The sequence below is a fragment of the Nocardiopsis akebiae genome (genome assembly GCF_018316795.1).
Taxonomy (GTDB): Bacteria; Actinomycetota; Actinomycetes; order Streptosporangiales; family Streptosporangiaceae; genus Nocardiopsis; species Nocardiopsis dassonvillei.
Map to the genome: position 1 here is coordinate 2,429,292 of NZ_CP074132.1, position 17,935 is coordinate 2,447,226.

Sequence of the window (17,935 nt, forward strand, 5' to 3'; positions counted from 1 at the left end):
CCGAGGACATTCCGGGAAACGGCCGGATTCGAACAGCCGTTCGTCTATAGTGGTGGCACCCTGAGCGCTCCGGCGCCGGGGTGCCGCCTTGTTTTGCGAGGTGGAAGAAACCGTCGTCGGCGGTCGTTAGGCTGGACGGGCGGGAGAGGCGAGCGTCCTCCCCCCTCTCCTCAGCGGCCCGTCTCCGGGGCCCGGGCGGTCTCCGGGAGATCCCGACCGCCGCACGCGAAGTTCCACACGGGTCAGCCGACGTCACGCGACGGGGTCCGCGTCCTGTGCGCCAGAGCCGAAGGATGTCTCACTCGATGGTCGAACAACTGGTAGTCCGGGGAGCCCGGGAGCACAACCTCAAGGACGTCTCGCTGGACCTGCCGCGCGACTCCATGATCGTGTTCACCGGCCTGTCCGGTTCGGGCAAGTCGTCGCTGGCCTTCGACACGATCTTCGCCGAGGGCCAGCGGCGCTACGTGGAGTCGCTGTCGGCCTACGCCCGCCAGTTCCTGGGGCAGATGGACAAGCCGGACGTGGACTTCATCGAGGGCCTGTCCCCGGCGGTGTCCATCGACCAGAAGTCCACCAGCCGCAACCCCCGCTCCACCGTCGGCACCATCACCGAGGTCTACGACTACCTGCGGCTGCTGTGGGCGCGCATCGGCGTCCCGCACTGTCCCGAGTGCCACCGCGAGATCGCCCGCCAGACCCCGCAGCAGATCGTGGACCGCGTCCTGGAGATGGAGGAGGGCACCCGCTTCCAGGTGCTCGCCCCCGTCGTGCGCGGACGCAAGGGCGAGTACGTCGAGCTGTTCAAGGACCTGCAGTCCAAGGGTTACACCCGCGCGGTGGTGGACGGGCGGGCCGTGCGCCTGGACGAGGCGCCCAAGCTGGGACGCTACGACAAGCACGACATCGCCGTGGTCGTGGACCGCCTCAGCGTCAAGCCCTCCTCCCGCGGGCGCCTGACCGACTCGGTGGAGACGGCGCTCAAGCTGGCCGGGGGGACCATCGTCCTGGACTTCGTGGACGTGGAGGCCGGGGACCCCGACCGCGAGAAGGTCTTCTCCGAGCACCTGTACTGCCCCTACGACGACCTGTCCTTCGAACAGCTCGAACCGCGCTCCTTCTCCTTCAACGCCCCCTACGGCGCCTGCGCCGAGTGCTCCGGCCTGGGCACCCGCATGGAGGTCGACCCCGAACTCCTGGTCCCCGACCCCGAGAAGACGCTGGCCGAGGGCGCCATCGGCCCCTGGTCGGGCGGGCCCAACAGCGGCTACTGGGAGCGCATCCTCAAGGCGGTGGGCGAGGCGATCGGCTTCGACCTGGACACCCCCTGGGAGCGGCTGCCGCGCCGCGCGCGCAAGGCCCTGCTGGAGGGGCACGACACCCAGGTCCACGTCAGCTACCGCAACAGGTACGGGCGCAACCGCTCCTACTACACCGAGTTCGAGGGCGTCATCCCCTGGGTCAAGCGCCGCCACTCCGAGACCGAGAGCGACTACGGCCGCGAACGGCTGGAGGGGTACATGCGCACCGTGCCCTGCCCGACCTGCGAGGGCACGCGCCTCAAGCCGGTCGTGCTCGCGGTGACCGTGGGCGGCAGGTCCATCGCCGAGGTCGCGCAGATGCCGCTCAGCGACAGCGCGGCCTTCCTGGCCGGGCTCACGCTCTCCGAGCGCGACGCGGTCATCGCCGCCCAGGTGCTCAAGGAGATCAACGCCCGGCTCGGCTTCCTGCTCGACGTCGGCCTGGACTACCTGAGCCTGGCGCGCTCCTCGGGCTCGCTCTCGGGCGGGGAGGCCCAGCGCATCCGCCTGGCCACCCAGATCGGCTCCGGCCTGGTGGGCGTGCTGTACGTGCTTGACGAGCCCTCCATCGGCCTGCACCAGCGCGACAACGCGCGCCTGCTGGAGACCCTCCAGCGCCTGCGCGACATCGGCAACACGCTCATCGTCGTCGAGCACGACGAGGACACCATCCGCGCCGCCGACTGGGTCGTGGACATCGGCCCCGGCGCGGGCGAGCACGGCGGCCACGTCGTGGTCTCGGGGATCGTGGACGAGCTGCTCACCTCACAGGACTCCCTCACCGGCGAGTACCTGTCCGGCAAGCGCGGCATCGAGGTGCCCGTGGAGCGCCGCCCCCTCACCCGGGGGCACGAGCTGGTGGTCCGGGGAGCGCGCGAGAACAACCTGCACGGCATCGACGTCGCCTTCCCTCTGGGCGTGTTCACCGCCGTCACCGGCGTGTCCGGTTCGGGCAAGTCCACCCTCGTCAACGAGATCCTCTACAAGGCCCTGGCCAAGGAGCTCAACGGGGCGCGCGACGTGCCCGGCCGCCACCTTCGGGTCAACGGCACGAACAAGGTCGACAAGGTCGTGCACGTGGACCAGAGCCCCATCGGGCGGACCCCGCGCTCCAACCCGGCCACCTACTCGGGGGTCTTCGACCACATCCGCAAGCTGTTCGCGCAGACCACCGACGCCAAGACGCGCGGCTACCAGCCGGGCCGGTTCTCCTTCAACGTCAAGGGCGGCCGCTGCGAGGCCTGCTCCGGCGACGGCACGCTCAAGATCGAGATGCAGTTCCTGCCCGACGTCTACGTGCCCTGCGAGGTGTGCCACGGCGCCCGGTACAACCGGGAGACCCTCCAGGTCCGCTACAAGGGCAAGAACATCTCCGAGGTCCTCAACATGCCGATCTCGGAGGCCCTGGAGTTCTTCGAGCCGATCAACGCCATCCGCCGCCACCTGCAGACCCTCGCCGACGTCGGCCTGGGCTACGTGCGGCTGGGCCAGCCCGCCACGACGCTGTCGGGCGGTGAGGCGCAGCGGGTCAAGCTCGCCGCCGAACTCCAGCGCCGCTCCACCGGGCGGACGGTGTACGTGCTCGACGAGCCCACGACCGGCCTGCACTTCGAGGACATCCGCAAGCTGCTGGGCGTGCTCAACCGGCTGGCCGACACCGGCAACACGGTGATCGTCATCGAGCACAACCTCGACGTCATCAAGACGGCCGACCACGTCATCGACATGGGCCCCGAGGGCGGCTCCGGTGGCGGCACCGTGGTCGCGCAGGGGACCCCGGAGGAGGTCGCCGCGGTGGCCGAGTCCTACACCGGGCGCTTCCTGGCGAAGATGCTCTGAGCCCGCGCTCCGCGCCTCCGCCGCGCCCCGTCCCGGTCCTTGCGGGGCGGGGCGCCGCCCGTTGCCACAGCGGGTCGGCGGTTCGCGACGCATGTCGCACCTCAGTAGAGTCGAACGTGTCCGCGCCCGGCCCCGCGCGACTCCGACGAACCGTCCTGGAGGTTGGCCCGCCCATGAACGTCCCTCCCCGACCGGACCGCGGCGGGCCGACGCCTCAGGGCGTCCAGCAGCCCCCATCCGACCCCGGGCACGGGGAGACCCCCGGCTTCCACGACGGCGACCGCTCCGGACCAGCGGACGCCGCCCCGGGCCCCGAACGGGTGGAGCGGCTCTACCCGCTGGCCGCCTGGCGGACGCGGGTGTACGCGCGCGGCATCGACCTGCTCCTGGTCGCCCTGCCCGCGCTGCTGCTGGCGCTCGTGCTCTCCCTGGCCTGGGTGGGCGTCCAGGCGGTCGGCTCCGGCGACACCACCGGTATCGGCGGCCGCTACCCGCTCTTCCTGTCGGTGACCTTCTTCCTGCTCCACGCGGGTTACGAGACCCTCGCCCTCTCCCGGTGGCAGCAGACGCTGGGCAAGCGCCGCGTCGGGCTCAGGGTCGCCCCCCAGGCCGGGAACGGCGGTCTGGGCACGCCTCCGCTGGCCGCCCTGGCGGTGCGCGCCGCGCTGCTGGCCCTGCCCTTCCTTCTGTTCTTCCTGTTCTTCAGCGCCGTCTGGTTCTGGTGGTTCGTGGTGGCCGTGACGGCGCTGCTCACCGGCGGGATGGCCGCCTGGAACCGGCCCAACCGGCAGGGGCTGCACGACCGGATCGCCGGCACCGTGGTGCTCGACGTGGCGGCGGCGGACCCGCCGCCCCCGGCGACGCCCCCGTATCCGCCGCGGGCCTGAGGGCTCTCGCGCACACCCCGGAACCCGGGCACCACGCCGTACCTACTACATTGTGTAGTGATATTTCGGCGCAGGTGAGGAGCGTTTCGTCGTGGCCGGTAAGAGGACGTGCGGGTGCGGTATGAGCAGGCGCCGACTGCTCGGGACGGCGGGGACGGCCGCGGCCGTCACGGCCGTGAGCGCCTGCGGCGGACAGGAGCCCAAGCCGCAGGAGGTCCGTTACGGCCAGGTGGTCGGCCAGACCACCGACGTCCCCGAAGGCGCGGGAGCGGTCTTCAGCAACAGCAAACTGGTCGTGACCCAGCCCGAGGCGGGCCGGTACCGGGCCTTCGGCGCCTCGTGCACGCACGCGGGCTGCACCGTCCAGGAGGTGGACGAGGTCATCCGGTGCCTGTGCCACGGCAGCGAGTTCGACATCTCCACCGGGGAGGCGCTGACGGGCCCGGCCCAGGATCCGCTGGAGCCGTTCGAGGTCACCGTCGAGGGCACCGACATCATCCTCCAGGGCCCCTCCTCCTGAAAGGCACCGACGGGGCGGGCCGGAGCGGGCCCGCCCGCCGGGACACCACGGCGCCCGGAGCGGAGATCCGCTCCGGGCGCCGTCGCGTGTGTGGGCCGGTCGGGCTCAGGCCTCGCCGGGGTCGCCCCCGGGCGGGCCGCTGACGCCGTTGGGCTCGTGGCGCCGGAACGCAGAGGTGGGGAACTGGGCGGCGTAGGCGGCCTCGTCCGCGTCCTCGGAGGCCATGAACTGGGCGCGGTGGCGCGGCAGGGACTCGGGGTAGTTCTCGACCAGCCAGCCGATGAGGTGCTCGCGGATCTCGCAGGCGATGTCCCACTGGTGCCCGGTGTCGGCGGCGGTGGCCACCACCCGCACCAGCACCTCGCCGCTCGGGGCGATGTCCACGACCTGGCAGGACCAGCTGCGCCCGTCCCAGTGGTCGCTGCGGGTGATCAGGCGCCCGGTCTCCTCGCGCATCTCCTCGATCGGCACCTCCCAGTCCAGCGGGAACACCACCTTGGCGGTGATCGCCGTGCCCTGCTTGGTCCAGTTCTCGAAGCTGGTCGTGGTGAAGTTGGCGACCGGGACCACCAGGCGGCGCTCGTCCCAGATCTTGATGGTGACGTTGACCAGGCTCAGCTCCTCGACCCGGCCCCACTCGCCCTCGACCACGACCACGTCGCCGATGCGCAGGGCGTCGCTGAAGGCCAGCTGGAGCCCGGCGAATAGGTTGGCCAGTGTGGACTGGGCAGCCACACCGGCCACGATGCCGATGATGCCCGCGGAGGCCAGCAGCCCGGCGCCGAGCGCGCGGACCTCGTCGAAGGTGAACAGGATGGCGGCGACCGCCAGCACCACGATGATCGAGGTGATCACCCGGCGCAGCAGCCGCACCTGGGTCTGGATGCGCCGCGCCTTGCGGTCGGCGTCGCCGTTGGCGACCGACAGCCGGGCGAGCACCATGTCCGTGACGGCGTAGGCCAGGCTGACGCCCAGGCCCGTCAGCGTCGCGATCATGAGGATGCTCATCGCGTGGTCGATGGCCTGGTACGTGCCCCAGTCCACATTGGCGGGGCTGGGCAGCGACAGGTTCGCGCCGACCACCGCGGCCGCGCCGTAACTGGTGTAGGTCGTGCGGTGGACCACGTGCTGGGACACCCGCCAGGCCTTGCCCAGCTTGTGCTTGAGTACCCAGCGCAGGGCGAGGACCAGCAGCACCGCGACCATGACGGTGACGCCGATCGTGATCCATTGGGGCAGGCTCACGACGAAGGGCCCCCTCTTGTCGTCGATGTCGGGAAGTTCCTCTGTACCCGCCCAACCTAGAGCATGCGGATACCCAATCGTGACGTTTCGCTTACCCGCGCCCGAGGGACGCGGGCGCGTGTGGGGCCCGCAGGACGGGCGCGGCGCGGGGGAGGGGCCCGCGGGGTGAGACGCGCCACGCGCGGAGGGGGCGGGGCTCGGTTGGCCGTATGTCCCCCCGACCTACCACAATGGGACCATGGCTGCGACTCCTCACCTGCGCCCCGCGCCCGGATCGATCCCCACCGACCCGGGCGTGTACCGGTTCCGGGACTCCTCCGGACGCGTGATCTACGTGGGCAAGGCCAAGAACCTGCGGTCCCGGCTCTCCTCCTACTTCCGCGACTTCGCCGGACTGCACCCGCGCACGCAGCAGATGGTCTCCACCGCCGCCGACGTCGACTGGACGATCGTGGGCACCGAGGTGGAGGCCCTCCAGCTGGAGTACTCCTGGATCAAGCAGTACGACCCCCGGTTCAACGTCAAGTACCGCGACGACAAGAGCTACCCCTACCTGGCGGTCACCCTCAACGAGGAGTTCCCCCGGGTGCAGGTCATGCGCGGCGCCAAACGCAGGGGGGTGCGCTACTTCGGCCCCTACTCCCACGCCTGGGCCATCCGCGAGACCGTGGACCTGCTGCTGCGGGTCTTCCCCGTGCGCACCTGCTCCCCGGGGGTGTTCCGCGGAGCCCGCAACAGCGGCCGCCCCTGCCTGCTCGGCTACATCGGCAAGTGCGTGGCCCCCTGCGTGGGCAAGGCCTCCCCCGAGGACCACCGGGCCCTGGCCGAGGACTTCTGCTCCTTCCTGGCGGGCGACACCGGCCGGTTCCTGCGCGAGCTGGAGGGGCGGATGCGCGAGGCCGCCGGGGAGATGGAGTACGAGCGGGCCGCCCGCATCCGCGACGACATCGAGGCCCTGCGCGCCGCCCTGGAGAAGCAGGCCGTCGTCCTGCCCGACTCCACCGACTGCGACGTCATCGCCGTGGCCGACGACCAGTTGGAGGCCGCCGTGCAGATCTTCCACGTGCGCGGCGGGCGCATCCGGGGCCAGCGCGGCTACGTGGTGGACAAGATGGCCGACGACGGCCCCGGCGAGCTGATCGCGACCTTCCTCGGCCAGATCTACGGCCCCGCCCGGGGCGAGGACGAGAGCGGGGGCACCGGCACCGCCGTCCCCCGTGAGGTCCTCGTCTCCCACGAGCCCGCCGATCCCGACGCCATGGCCGCCTGGCTGTCGGAGCACCGCGGCTCCTCGGTGGACCTGCGGGTGCCGCGGCGCGGCGACAAGAAGTCCCTCATGGAGACCGTCGCCAAGAACGCGGCCGAGTCGCTGGCCCGGCACAAGACCCACCGCGCCGGGGACCTGAGCACCCGAGGCCGCGCCCTTCAGGAGATCCAGGAGGCCCTGGAGCTGCCCGAGGCGCCGCTGCGCATCGAGTGCTTCGACATCTCCAACCTCCAGGGAGAGCACGTGGTGGCGTCCATGGTCGTCTTCGAGGACGGCCTGGCCCGCAAGTCCGAGTACCGCCGCTTCTCCGTCCGCGGCAGCGGCGAGGGCGGCCGGGAGCAGCACGACGTCGCGGCCATGTACGAGGTCGTCCACCGCCGCTTCCGCCGCTACCTGGAGGAGAGCGCCCGCAGCGGCGAGGTCGCCCGCATGGGGGAGACCGGCGACCACGGTGGTCACCAAGGCGACGACGAACCGTCACCCGGGAAGTTCGCCTATCCGCCTAACCTGGTGGTGGTGGACGGCGCCCGGCCCCAGGCCGAGGCGGCGCGCCGCGCCCTGGACGAACTCGGGATCGAGGACGTCGCGGTGTGCGGTCTGGCCAAGCGCCTGGAGGAGGTGTGGTTGCCCGGAGACGAGGACCCGGTGATCCTGCCCCGCGCGGGCGAGGGGCTCTACCTGCTCCAACGGGTGCGCGACGAGGCCCACCGCTTCGCCATCCAGTACCACAGGCACAAGCGCGCCAAGGCGCTGACCGGCAGCAGCCTGGACGAGCTGCCGGGTCTGGGGCCGTCCCGCAGGACGGCCCTGATCAAGGCGTTCGGCTCGGTGCGCAGGCTCGCCTCGGCCACGGCCGAGGAGATCGCGGCGGTGCCCGGGATCGGCCCCAAGCTGGCCGAGGCCGTGCACGCGCACCTTTCCGGCGGACCCGCCGCGACGGAGGGGCGGGGCGACGGGGCACCAGCACAGCACATCACTGACGGGGGAGGAGACGCATGACGGTCGAACTGGGTGGGGAACTGCCACCCGAGGTGGTCATCGTCACCGGCATGTCCGGTGCGGGCCGCAGCACGGCGGCCAGGGCCCTGGAGGACCTGGACTGGTTCGTGGTGGACAACCTGCCGCCCGGCCTGCTGCCGACGATGATCGAGCTGGCCGGACGCACGCACGGGGCGGTGCCGCGGGTCGCCGTGGTCGTGGACGTGCGCTCGCTGGCCTTCACCGAGGACCTGCTGTCCACGGTGGAGGAGCTGCGCAAGCGCGACATCACCGCGCGCGTGCTCTACCTGGAGGCCGGCGACGACGCCCTGGTCCGCCGGTTCGAGGGCGTGCGCAGGCCCCACCCCCTCCAGGGCGACGGGCGCCTGACCGACGGCATCGACCGCGAGCGCGAGACGCTGCGGGCGGTGCGCGGCGAGGCCGACCTGGTCATCGACACCTCCCAGCTCAACGTGCACCAGCTCAAGGCCCGGGTGATCGGTTTCTTCGGGGAGAGCGACGAGGCGCGCCCCCGCGCCAACGTGGTCTCCTTCGGGTTCAAGCACGGCCTGCCGGTGGACGCGGACCTGGTGCTGGACTGCCGTTTCCTGCCCAATCCCCACTGGGTGCCCGAGCTGCGGCCGATGAACGGCCGTGACGAGGCGGTGCGCGACTACGTCCTGGCCCAGGACGGGGCCAAGGAGATGCTGGAGGCCTACTCCGACGTCCTCAAGCTGACCATCGCCGGTTACCAGCGCGAGGGCAAGCACTACATGACGCTGGCGGTGGGCTGCACCGGGGGCAAGCACCGCAGCGTGGCCATGGCCGAGCAGTTCGCCGACCGGCTGCGCGGGCAGGGTGTGGACGTGCACGTGGTCCACCGGGACGTCGGACGGGAGTGACCCGCGGGCGCCCGACACGCGCCCTGCCCGCGGTGCACCGTTCTCGGTGGTACGGTCCGATTCGTCCGGTGGACATGGGACGAGGGGCAGACCACAGCCATGGCGAAGAGCACAGCACCCGACGGTGACGGGCGGCGTCCGCCCCGGGTGGTCGCGCTGGGGGGCGGGCACGGCCTGCACGCCTCCCTGTCGGCCCTGCGCAGGGTGACCACCGACGTGACGGCGGTCGTCACCGTCGCCGACGACGGCGGCTCCAGCGGCCGCCTGCGCCGGGAGCTGGGCGTCCTGCCCCCCGGCGACCTGCGCATGGCGCTGGCCGCGCTGTGCGGCGACGACGAGTGGGGCCACACCTGGAGCGAGGTGATCCAGCACCGCTTCCGCTCCGAGGGCGAACTGCACGGCCACGCGGTCGGCAATCTGCTGATCGTGGCCCTGTGGGAGCTGCTCGGCGACTCCGTGGCGGGCCTGGACTGGGTGGGCCAGCTGCTGGGCGCGCACGGCAGGGTGCTGCCGATGTCGTCGGTGCCGCTGGACATCGCCGCCGAGGTGTCGGGGATCGACCCGGCGCGGCCCGATGAGCTGACCACGGTGCGCGGCCAGGTGGCGTGCGCCAGCACCAGCGGCAAGGTGCGCTCCATCTCACTGATCCCCGAGGACCCGCCCGCCAGCCCGCAGGCGGTCAAGGCGGTGCGCGAGGCCGACTGGGTGGTGTTCGGCCCCGGGTCGTGGTTCACCAGCGTGCTGCCCCACCTGCTGGTCCCTGACCTGGCGCACGCCCTGGTCACCACCCGCGCCAAGCGCATGGTGGCGCTGAACCTGTCCCCGCAGCGGGGCGAGACCGACGGCTTCCGCCCCGAGACCTACCTGGAGGTGCTGCGCGAGCACGCGCCCAAGCTGGGGGTGGACGTGGTGCTCGCCGACCGGGGGACCGTGGAGGAGCCCGAACCCCTGGTTCGGGTGGTGGGCGAGCTGGGCGGACGCCTGGAGCTGGCGGAGCTGTCCCGCGACGACGGCACGCCGCGGCACGACCCCGACCGGCTCGCGGCGGCCTTCGAGAGGGTCCTGGAGGGCTGAGGGGCCGGTGGCGGTCCGCGGTTCCCGCAGGTCGGGGGCAATTGGCCGCACACCGGCACGAAGGCCCCCAGGGTGCGCGGCGCCGCTGGTCGGCGGATGGGCAACACGCCGTGCGGGGGTCGGCAGCCAGCGCCCGGTCACGTAGTCTGCCACGGAGTAAGCCGCTCGTGGCAGGGCCGCGGCGGCGCATCCCCGGTGCCGAGCGCGTGGCGCCGGGTCGGGTTGTGTGACGGGGAGGACCTCAGCGATGGCGATGACCGGCGTGGTGAAGGATGAGTTGAGCCGGCTGACCATTCTCAAGCCATGCTGCCGCAAGGCCGAGGTGTCCACCATCCTGCGGTTCACCGGGGGCCTGCACCTGGTGGGCGGGCGCATCGTGATCGAGGCCGAGCTCGACACGGGCGCGGCCGCGCGCCGCCTGCGCAAGGACATCTCCGAGGTATTCGGGCACGAGTCCGAGGTGGTCGTGCTGTCCCCGAGCGGCCTGCGCAAGGGCAACCGGTACGTGGTCCGGGTGATCAAGGACGGCGAGTCGCTGGCCCGGCAGACGGGGCTGGTGGACAACAACGGCCGCCCGGTGCGCGGCCTGCCCCGGCACGTGGTGGCCGGCGGAGCCTGCGACGCCGAGTCGGCCTGGCGGGGCGCGTTCATCGCGCACGGCTCCCTCACCGAGCCGGGCCGGTCGATGTCTCTGGAGGTGACCTGCCCCGGGCCGGAGGCCGCGCTGGCGCTGGTGGGCGCCGCGCGTCGGCTCAAGGTGCACGCCAAGGCGCGCGAGGTGCGCGGCGTGGACCGGGTGGTGGTCCGCGACGGCGACTCCATCGGCGCGCTGCTGACCCTGCTGGGCGCCCACCAGAGCGTGCTGGCGTGGGAGGAGCGGCGGATGCGCCGGGAGGTGCGCGCCACCGCCAACCGGCTGGCCAACTTCGACGACGCGAACCTGCGGCGCAGCGCGCGGGCGGCGGTGGCGGCGGGCGCGCGCGTGGAGCGGGCGCTGGAGATCCTGGGCGAGGACGCGCCCAAGCACCTGGTGGCCGCGGGCCAGCTGCGCCTGGCGCACAAGCAGGCCTCCCTGGAGGAGCTGGGGCAGCTGTCCGTCCCGCCGCTGACCAAGGACGCCATCGCGGGGCGTATCCGCAGGCTGCTGGCGATGGCCGACAAGCGCGCGAGCGACCTTGGCATCGAGGGCACCGAGGCCAACCTGACCCCGGACATGCTGGTGCCCTGACCCGGAGCCCGCCGCGACCCCAGGGCGCTCGCGCCGTAACACCGATGTTCGGCTTTGTTAACTGCGAAAACTCCCGGATAACTTCGGAAAATGGTATAGACCTCTCCGGCTCGCAGTGCCAGGATGGTCGCGAATCCACCGGGCCCGCAGGCTCGGCCGTGGCCCAGCAGCGGCTCTTCGCCGGTGCTCCGCTAGGCTCGTGGTGAACACCCTGTGTGCGTTGAACCTGCTCATGGCGGTCGACCGGTTGACCCCGGAATACGGCGCTCGGGGCGGGGACCAGTGCCCGGGTGGAAATGATGTGCGATATATGAGGAGATTGGTTCCGTGACCATCCGTGTAGGCGTCAACGGCTTCGGCAGGATCGGCCGCAATTTCTGGCGCGCGGTCGCCGCTGGTGGCAGCGACATCGAAATCGTCGCGGTCAACGACCTCACCGACACCAAGACGCTCGCGCACCTGCTCAAGTACGACACCGTGCTCGGCACCCTGGAGGGCGACGTCGAGGTCGGCGACGACTTCATCCGCGTGGGCGACAAGACCATCAAGGTCCTGGCCCAGCGCGACCCGGCCCAGCTGCCCTGGTCGGACCTGAACGTGGACGTGGTGGTCGAGTCCACCGGCATCTTCACCAAGGCCGAGGACGCCAAGAAGCACATCGAGGCCGGCGCCAAGAAGGTCATCATCTCCGCCCCGGCCAAGGGCGAGGACATCACCGTCGTCATGGGCGTCAACGACGACAAGTACGACGCGGCCAACCACCACGTCATCTCCAACGCCTCCTGCACCACCAACTGCGTCGCGCCGATGGCCAAGGTCCTCCTGGACAACTTCGGCGTCAAGCAGGGCCTGATGACCACGGTCCACGCCTACACCAACGACCAGGTCATCCTGGACTTCCCGCACAAGGACCTGCGTCGCGCCCGCGCGGCCGCGCAGAACATCATCCCGACCACCACCGGTGCCGCCAAGGCCACCGCGCTGGTCATCCCCGAGCTCCAGGGCAAGCTGGACGGCATGGCCATGCGCGTCCCCGTGCCCGACGGCTCCGTGACCGACCTGGTCGTCACCCTGGAGCGCGAGGTCACCAAGGACGAGGTCAACGCCGCGTTCAAGGCCGCCGCCGAGGGTCCGCTCAAGGACGTGCTCGTCTACACCGAGGACGAGATCGTCTCCTCCGACATCGTCGGCACCTCTCCCTCGTGCACCTTCGACTCCAAGCTGACCATGGCCTTCGGCAACCAGGTCAAGATCGTCGGCTGGTACGACAACGAGTGGGGCTACTCCAACCGCCTGGTCGACCTGGCCAAGCTGGTCGGCTCCGGCCTGTAGCGTCCACGGCCCCCATGGCCACCGGCGCGTGAGACGGCACCCCTTCGCCCGCAGTGCGCGCGGAGGGGTGCCGTCGTACGCGCCCCTCCCGGCCCCACCGCCCGGGACCGCCACATCCCACATTCCAAGAGGAGACCCAGCATGCGGACGATCGACGACCTCGACGTCTCCGGCAGGCGCGTGTTCGTCCGGGCCGACCTGAACGTGCCCCTGGACGGCGACCGCATCACCGACGACGGGCGCATCCGCGCGGCCGTGCCCACCATCTCCGCTCTGCGCGAGCGCGGCGCCCGCGTCATCGTCGCCGCCCACCTGGGCCGTCCCAAGGGCGCCCCGGACCCCCGCTACTCGCTGCGCCCGGTCGCCGCGCGCCTGGGCGAACTGCTCGGCACCGAGGTGGCCTTCGCCTCCGACACCGCCGGGGAGTCGGCCCGCGCCACCTCCGAGGCCCTCACGGACGGCCAGGTCGCCCTGCTGGAGAACGTGCGCTTCGAGCCGGGGGAGACCAGCAAGGACGACGCCGAGCGCGCGGAGCTCGCGGACCGCTTCGCCCAGCTCGCCGACCTGTACGTGGGCGACGCCTTCGGCGCCGTGCACCGCAGGCACGCCAGCGTCTACGACCTGCCCGGCAGGCTGCCGCACGCCGTCGGCGGCCTGGTGCTGAACGAGGTCGAGGTGCTGCGCAGGCTCACCGGCGACCCCCAGCGGCCCTACGCCGTGGTCCTGGGCGGCTCCAAGGTCTCCGACAAGCTCGGCGTCATCGACAACCTGCTGGGCACCGCCGACCGCCTGCTCATCGGCGGCGGCATGGTCTTCACCTTCCTCAAGGCCCAGGGCCACGAGGTCGGCTCCAGCCTTCTGGAGGCCGACCAGATCGACACCGTCAAGGGCTACCTGGAGCGCGCCGAGCGCGAGGGCGTGGAGATCGTCCTGCCGGTGGACGTGGTGGCCGCCGAGAAGTTCTCCGCCGACGCCGCGCACGACCCGGTCGCCGTCGAGTCGATCCCGGCCGACCGGATGGGCCTGGACATCGGCCCCCGCAGCCAGGAGCTCTTCGCGCGGAAGCTGGCCGACGCCCGGACCGTGTTCTGGAACGGCCCGATGGGCGTGTTCGAGATGGAGCCCTACGCCGGGGGCACCCGGGCGCTGGCCCAGGCCCTGGTCGACTCCGACGCCTTCACCGTGGTCGGCGGCGGCGACTCCGCCGCGGCCGTGCGCGCGCTGGGCTTCGACGAGGCGGCCTTCGGCCACATCTCCACCGGCGGCGGCGCCAGCCTGGAGTACCTGGAGGGCAAGGACCTGCCCGGTATCGACGCCCTGAAGTAGGCCCGCGCCCCTCGGGGCTCCGCTTCGCCCGCCCGTCGCCCTCAACCGACGCTACGCGTAGTTCTTTCCTTGTTCGGGCGTCCGGGAACCGGGAACCTTCGGTGCCTTCGGTGTGACGGCTCGTTCCTCGCAGTCCCGCCTACGCCACCTCCACAACCCCGGCGGCGCCCGAACACATCATCAGTCCACTGCGTAAGGAAGTGCCGACATGTCCCAGCGCCTGCCGCTCATCGCGGGCAACTGGAAGATGAACAACAACCACCTGGAGGCGATCGCGCTCGTCCAGAAGCTGGCGTTCGCGCTCAACGACAAGGACTACGACAACGCCGAGGTCGTCGTCCTGCCGCCGTTCACCGACCTGCGCAGCGTCCAGACCCTGGTCGACGGCGACAAGCTCAAGATCGTCTACGGCGCCCAGGACATCTCCGCGCACGAGAAGGGCGCCTACACCGGCGAGGTCTCCGGGTCCATGCTGGCCAAGCTGGACTGCTCCTACGTGCTGGTGGGCCACTCCGAGCGCCGCGAGTACCACCGCGAGGACGACGCCCTGGTCAACACCAAGGTCAAGGCGGCGTTCGCCAACGGCATCGTCCCGATCCTGTGCGTGGGCGAGGGCCTGGAGGTCCGCAAGGCGGGCCGACAGGTCGAGCACGTCCTGGCCCAGCTGGACGGCGCCCTCAAGGAGGTCCCGGCCGAGCAGGCCGAGAGGATCGTCGTCGCCTACGAGCCCGTGTGGGCCATCGGCACCGGCGAGGTCGCCACCCCCGAGGACGCCCAGGAGGTGTGCTCGGCCGTCCGCGCGCGCCTGGCAGAGCTGTACTCGCCCGAGGTCGCGGGCGCGGTGCGCGTCCTCTACGGCGGTTCGGTCAAGGGCGACAACGCCCCCGGCATCATGGCCAAGGACGACGTGGACGGGGCCCTGGTCGGCGGCGCCTGCCTCAAGGCCGACGAGTTCGTGAAGATCATCCGCTTCGGCGAGAACTAGCCGCTGCGCGAACCCCCGCCCGTCACGCTTCGATGCCCGATGGTGACGGGCGGGGTGCCCGACAGGTCGCCGGGTCGGGCTAGACTTCGCTATGGGGTTCTCCGTGCCTCGCGGTTTCCCCGCCCGTGCTGCCAAGGGCACGGTAAAATCCGAAATTGTCCCCGGTCCCCTGCTTCCCGGGTGTCCGCGCCGGTCCGGTGTCACCGCTGGTGCGCACGGGAAACGGGGTCGGTCCATAACCCCCCGCTTCGGGGTCGAGCTACGGGTGAGCGTGTGATCCTCGGTCTGTCCATCCTCGTGATGCTTCTCAGCGTGCTGCTGGTCCTCCTGGTGCTCATGCACAAGGGCAAGGGCGGCGGTCTCTCCGACATGTTCGGCGGTGGCGTCACGTCCTCGCTCGGCGGATCGTCGGTGGTCGAGCGCAACCTCGACCGGATGACCATCGCGATCGGGGTCGTGTGGATCATCGCCATCGTCATCCTCGGCCTGCTGATCAACCGGGGCATGTAGCCCGCGACCCGCGGGCACACCCCGTCCACCGTCAAGCTCGCCCGAGAACCGGTGAGCGAGTTCGCCGAAGGAGTTTTTCGTGGGTAGTGGCAGTGCCATTCGTGGCAGCCGTGTCGGAGCCGGTCCCATGGGCGAGGCCGAGCGGGGCGAGGCCGCCCCGCGCGTCCGGGTTCCGTTCTACTGCGCGAACCTGCACGAGGTCGTGCCCAGCTTCGCGAGCGAGGCGCTGGTCCCCGACGAGTGGGACTGCCCGCGCTGCGGCTTCCCCGCGGGCAAGGACAAGGCGAACCCCCCGTCGCCGCCGCGCACCGAGCCGTACAAGACCCACCTGGCGTACGTGAAGGAGCGCCGCAGCGAGGAGGAGGGCAAGCTCATCCTCGACGAGGCCCTGGCCAAGCTGCGCGCCGACCGCGCCGCCGTCGAGGCCCACATGAGGGCCAGGCAGAACTAGCCGCTCCTCCCCACAGGCTTTCGGTGGGGCCCGTCGCGACCGCGACGGGCCCCACGCGCGTCTCCGTGCCCGGTGACCGGGGACGATGTCCCGCCATACGTGAATACGAGGGCGAACTTCTCATTCACGGGACTGATGTGGTTCTTGGGAAATAGAGTGATCGGCACGCACCCCGACAGCCCCTGTGAGGAGATGGTGTCGATGTCTACGTGCCCCACCGGCGGGGACCACGACTGGATACTCGGCGACGACCGCAAGTTCCAGTGCGCCAAGTGCGGAGCTCAGAGCGCCCGGCGGTTCTGAGCCCCGGGACCGGGCTGGACCGTCCCGCGTCCGGCCAGCCGCCCGTTCTCCTCGGCGCGCCAGGTGACCGGTTCCCCCAGGGTCTCGGCCACCCCCTTGGCCCAGCGCTCCAGGCAGGCGAACCTGTCCGGCCCCTCCGGAAGCACGGTGCGCCCCTGGTAGGACACCCCCTCCAGGACGATCACCTCGCCGTTCAGCCTCAGCTCGGTGTCGTACTCGCTCGTGTTCGGCCTCATGGACCGGACTCTAGCGCTCCCCGGCCGCGTCCACCCGTGCTTTGGCCCATCATCCCCGCGGCCGCACGGTGTCCGGCGCACGGAGCACCCGCCGGAGTGGGGACAATGGTGGGTATGGCCTCCCCCGAACCCGCGGACGCCCCCGCCGCCCCCCGAGGTGTCCCCTCGGACCTGACCCGGACGCCCGAGAGCGTCTCCCACCTGCGCAGGTACGTCAGCCTGCGCGGTCCCAACACGCGCATGTGGATGGCCGTGGCCTACTTCTCCGCCACCCTCACCGCGGGGTTCGTGGTGGTGCTGGGGTCGATGCTCTGGCACGTGCTGCGGCAGGAGACCACTGTCGGCTCGGTGACGCTGTGGGCCTTCGCGGGCCTGGCCATGCTCTTCGTCGGCCCGGGGAGCAACGTGTTCGTGCTGCGGGGCCTGCCCCAGCGCATCACCCGGCAGGGCATCAGCGCCGACAGCGACGGCGTGACGGTTCTGCAGGAGCGCAAGTGGTGGTTCCCCGGCGAGGGCACGTTCATCGCCTGGACGGAGATCCGGCGCATCCGCGAGGTGCACACCGGCGGGCGCCGGCTCATCTACTTCATCGAGTTCGTGCTGGACACCCACCGCACCGACGCCGAGCTGCCCAGCTGGGCCGAGACCGCCGAGAGCCTGGACCTGGAGGCGGTGGACGCGCCCACGCAGTTCTACGTGCAGGTGCCCGTCGACCTCAAGGAGAAGATCCTGCGGATGGTGGAGCGCACGGCCCCGCTGCCCTCGCTCGTGGAGCGGACCCCGCCGCTACGGTGAGGCGCGGCCGTCCAGGCGCCGGGTCAGGTCGGCCGCCGCGTCGCGGACCCGCCCGGCCAGCGCCTGCGGGGTGACCGGCCGCGCGCTGGGCACCGTCAGGCTGATCGCCGCGGCGGGGCGGCCGTTGTGGTCGCAGGCGGCCGCGGCCACCGAGACGAAGCCTTCGGTGACCTGCCCCTCCTCGATGGACCAGCCCCGGCGCCGCTCCTCGGCCAGGACCCGGCGCAGCTCGCCGGGCGAGGCCGGGCCCCGGCCGGTGCGGGTGGTGAAGGCCGCCGCGTCCGGGTACAGGGCGCGCACCTGGGCGCGCGGCAGCCGGGCCAGCATGGCCCGACCCGACGCTGTCAGGTGCGCGGGCAGGCGCACCCCCACCCCGGTGATCAGCGACGGGGCGTGCGGCGGCTGCTCCTTGAGCAGGTAGAGGGTGTCGGCCCCGTGCAGCACGCCCAGGTGCGCGGTGGCGCCGGTGGCCTCGGTGAGCTGGTGCAGCAGCGGACGGGCCAGGCGTTCGACGCCGTCGTGGCGCAGGTAGGCCGAGCCGATCTCGAAGGCCGCCACGCCCAGGCCCCAGCGGTGCTCCTCGGGCAGGTGCGTCACGAAGCCCTCCCGCGCCATGGCCTCCAGCAGCTGGTACACGCTGGAACGGGGCATGCCCAGTTCGGCGGCGATCGCCGAGGCCGACACCGGCCCGGGGCGGGTCGCCAGGAAGCGCAGCAGCCGCAGCGCGCGGGTGGCCGCCGGAACGAGGCTCATGTC

At 71.6% G+C, this 17,935-nt stretch carries 16 protein-coding genes; 13 read left to right on the forward strand and 3 right to left on the reverse strand.

Features of this window, described 5'->3' with window-relative positions; all coding sequences use genetic code 11:
• The first annotated feature begins 305 nt into the window (after positions 1–305).
• The 3 genes from uvrA (at position 306) to KGD83_RS10510 (ending at position 4,547) form a co-directional block, all read left to right on the forward strand.
• Entirely contained in the window at positions 306–3,140 is a 2,835-nt protein-coding gene (gene uvrA / locus KGD83_RS10500; protein ID WP_212643599.1) for an excinuclease ABC subunit UvrA, read from the forward strand.
• A gap of 173 nt (positions 3,141–3,313) precedes the next feature.
• Entirely contained in the window at positions 3,314–4,027 is a 714-nt protein-coding gene (locus tag KGD83_RS10505; protein ID WP_212643600.1) for an RDD family protein, read from the forward strand.
• Between the two features lie 121 nt (positions 4,028–4,148).
• Positions 4,149–4,547 carry a Rieske (2Fe-2S) protein gene (locus KGD83_RS10510; RefSeq protein ID WP_212643601.1) on the forward strand — a complete coding sequence of 133 codons (399 nt, stop codon included), beginning with the start codon at positions 4,149–4,151 and terminating at the stop codon, positions 4,545–4,547.
• Positions 4,548–4,652: 105 nt separating this feature from the next.
• Here KGD83_RS10510 and KGD83_RS10515 read toward each other — a convergent pair whose 3' ends face one another.
• Complete coding sequence (locus KGD83_RS10515) at positions 4,653–5,792, reverse strand: mechanosensitive ion channel family protein (RefSeq protein WP_212643602.1); 1,140 nt, start codon at positions 5,790–5,792, stop codon at positions 4,653–4,655.
• A 238-nt stretch (positions 5,793–6,030) separates the two neighbouring features.
• Between KGD83_RS10515 and uvrC the strand changes: the two genes are divergently transcribed.
• The 9 genes from uvrC to KGD83_RS10560 all read left to right on the forward strand — a co-directional run bounded on the left by uvrC (position 6,031) and on the right by KGD83_RS10560 (position 15,845).
• Positions 6,031–8,058 carry an excinuclease ABC subunit UvrC gene (gene uvrC, locus KGD83_RS10520; protein WP_212643603.1) on the forward strand — a complete coding sequence of 676 codons (2,028 nt, stop codon included), beginning with the start codon at positions 6,031–6,033 and terminating at the stop codon, positions 8,056–8,058.
• Positions 8,055–8,939 (forward strand): RNase adapter RapZ, encoded by an 885-nt coding sequence (rapZ, locus tag KGD83_RS10525; protein ID WP_047871627.1) that lies wholly within the window; start codon positions 8,055–8,057, stop codon positions 8,937–8,939. The genes uvrC and rapZ overlap by 4 nt, the downstream gene beginning before the upstream one ends.
• 99 nt (positions 8,940–9,038) lie before the next feature.
• The gene (locus KGD83_RS10530) at positions 9,039–10,013 is read left to right on the forward strand and encodes a gluconeogenesis factor YvcK family protein (protein ID WP_212643604.1); all 975 of its coding nucleotides are present in this window, start codon (positions 9,039–9,041) and stop codon (positions 10,011–10,013) included.
• A gap of 247 nt (positions 10,014–10,260) precedes the next feature.
• Positions 10,261–11,241, forward strand: coding sequence for a DNA-binding protein WhiA (whiA, locus tag KGD83_RS10535; protein ID WP_013154028.1), 981 nt, complete (start codon positions 10,261–10,263; stop codon positions 11,239–11,241).
• Positions 11,242–11,568: 327 nt separating this feature from the next.
• The gene (gene gap, locus KGD83_RS10540; protein ID WP_013154027.1) at positions 11,569–12,573 is read left to right on the forward strand and encodes a type I glyceraldehyde-3-phosphate dehydrogenase; all 1,005 of its coding nucleotides are present in this window, start codon (positions 11,569–11,571) and stop codon (positions 12,571–12,573) included.
• A 141-nt stretch (positions 12,574–12,714) separates the two neighbouring features.
• The gene (locus KGD83_RS10545) at positions 12,715–13,899 is read left to right on the forward strand and encodes a phosphoglycerate kinase (protein WP_212643605.1); all 1,185 of its coding nucleotides are present in this window, start codon (positions 12,715–12,717) and stop codon (positions 13,897–13,899) included.
• Positions 13,900–14,107: 208 nt separating this feature from the next.
• Positions 14,108–14,884 carry a triose-phosphate isomerase gene (gene tpiA / locus KGD83_RS10550; protein WP_212643606.1) on the forward strand — a complete coding sequence of 259 codons (777 nt, stop codon included), beginning with the start codon at positions 14,108–14,110 and terminating at the stop codon, positions 14,882–14,884.
• A 273-nt stretch (positions 14,885–15,157) separates the two neighbouring features.
• The gene (secG, locus tag KGD83_RS10555; protein WP_013154024.1) at positions 15,158–15,394 is read left to right on the forward strand and encodes a preprotein translocase subunit SecG; all 237 of its coding nucleotides are present in this window, start codon (positions 15,158–15,160) and stop codon (positions 15,392–15,394) included.
• Positions 15,395–15,473: 79 nt separating this feature from the next.
• Positions 15,474–15,845 carry an RNA polymerase-binding protein RbpA gene (locus KGD83_RS10560; RefSeq protein WP_013154023.1) on the forward strand — a complete coding sequence of 124 codons (372 nt, stop codon included), beginning with the start codon at positions 15,474–15,476 and terminating at the stop codon, positions 15,843–15,845.
• Between the two features lie 281 nt (positions 15,846–16,126).
• On the opposite strand, the gene KGD83_RS10565 is transcribed toward KGD83_RS10560, so the two are convergent.
• Positions 16,127–16,384, reverse strand: a complete 258-nt coding sequence (locus tag KGD83_RS10565; protein WP_212643607.1) for a hypothetical protein — start codon at positions 16,382–16,384, stop codon at positions 16,127–16,129.
• Between the two features lie 114 nt (positions 16,385–16,498).
• On the opposite strand from KGD83_RS10565, the gene KGD83_RS10570 reads away from it, so the two are divergent.
• Positions 16,499–17,179 carry a hypothetical protein gene (locus tag KGD83_RS10570; protein ID WP_212643608.1) on the forward strand — a complete coding sequence of 227 codons (681 nt, stop codon included), beginning with the start codon at positions 16,499–16,501 and terminating at the stop codon, positions 17,177–17,179.
• On the opposite strand, the gene KGD83_RS10575 is transcribed toward KGD83_RS10570, so the two are convergent.
• Positions 17,171–17,932 carry an IclR family transcriptional regulator gene (locus KGD83_RS10575; RefSeq protein ID WP_212643609.1) on the reverse strand — a complete coding sequence of 254 codons (762 nt, stop codon included), beginning with the start codon at positions 17,930–17,932 and terminating at the stop codon, positions 17,171–17,173. The two genes, KGD83_RS10570 and KGD83_RS10575, sit on opposite strands and share 9 nt — an antisense overlap.
• Between the last annotated feature and the right edge of the window lie 3 nt (positions 17,933–17,935).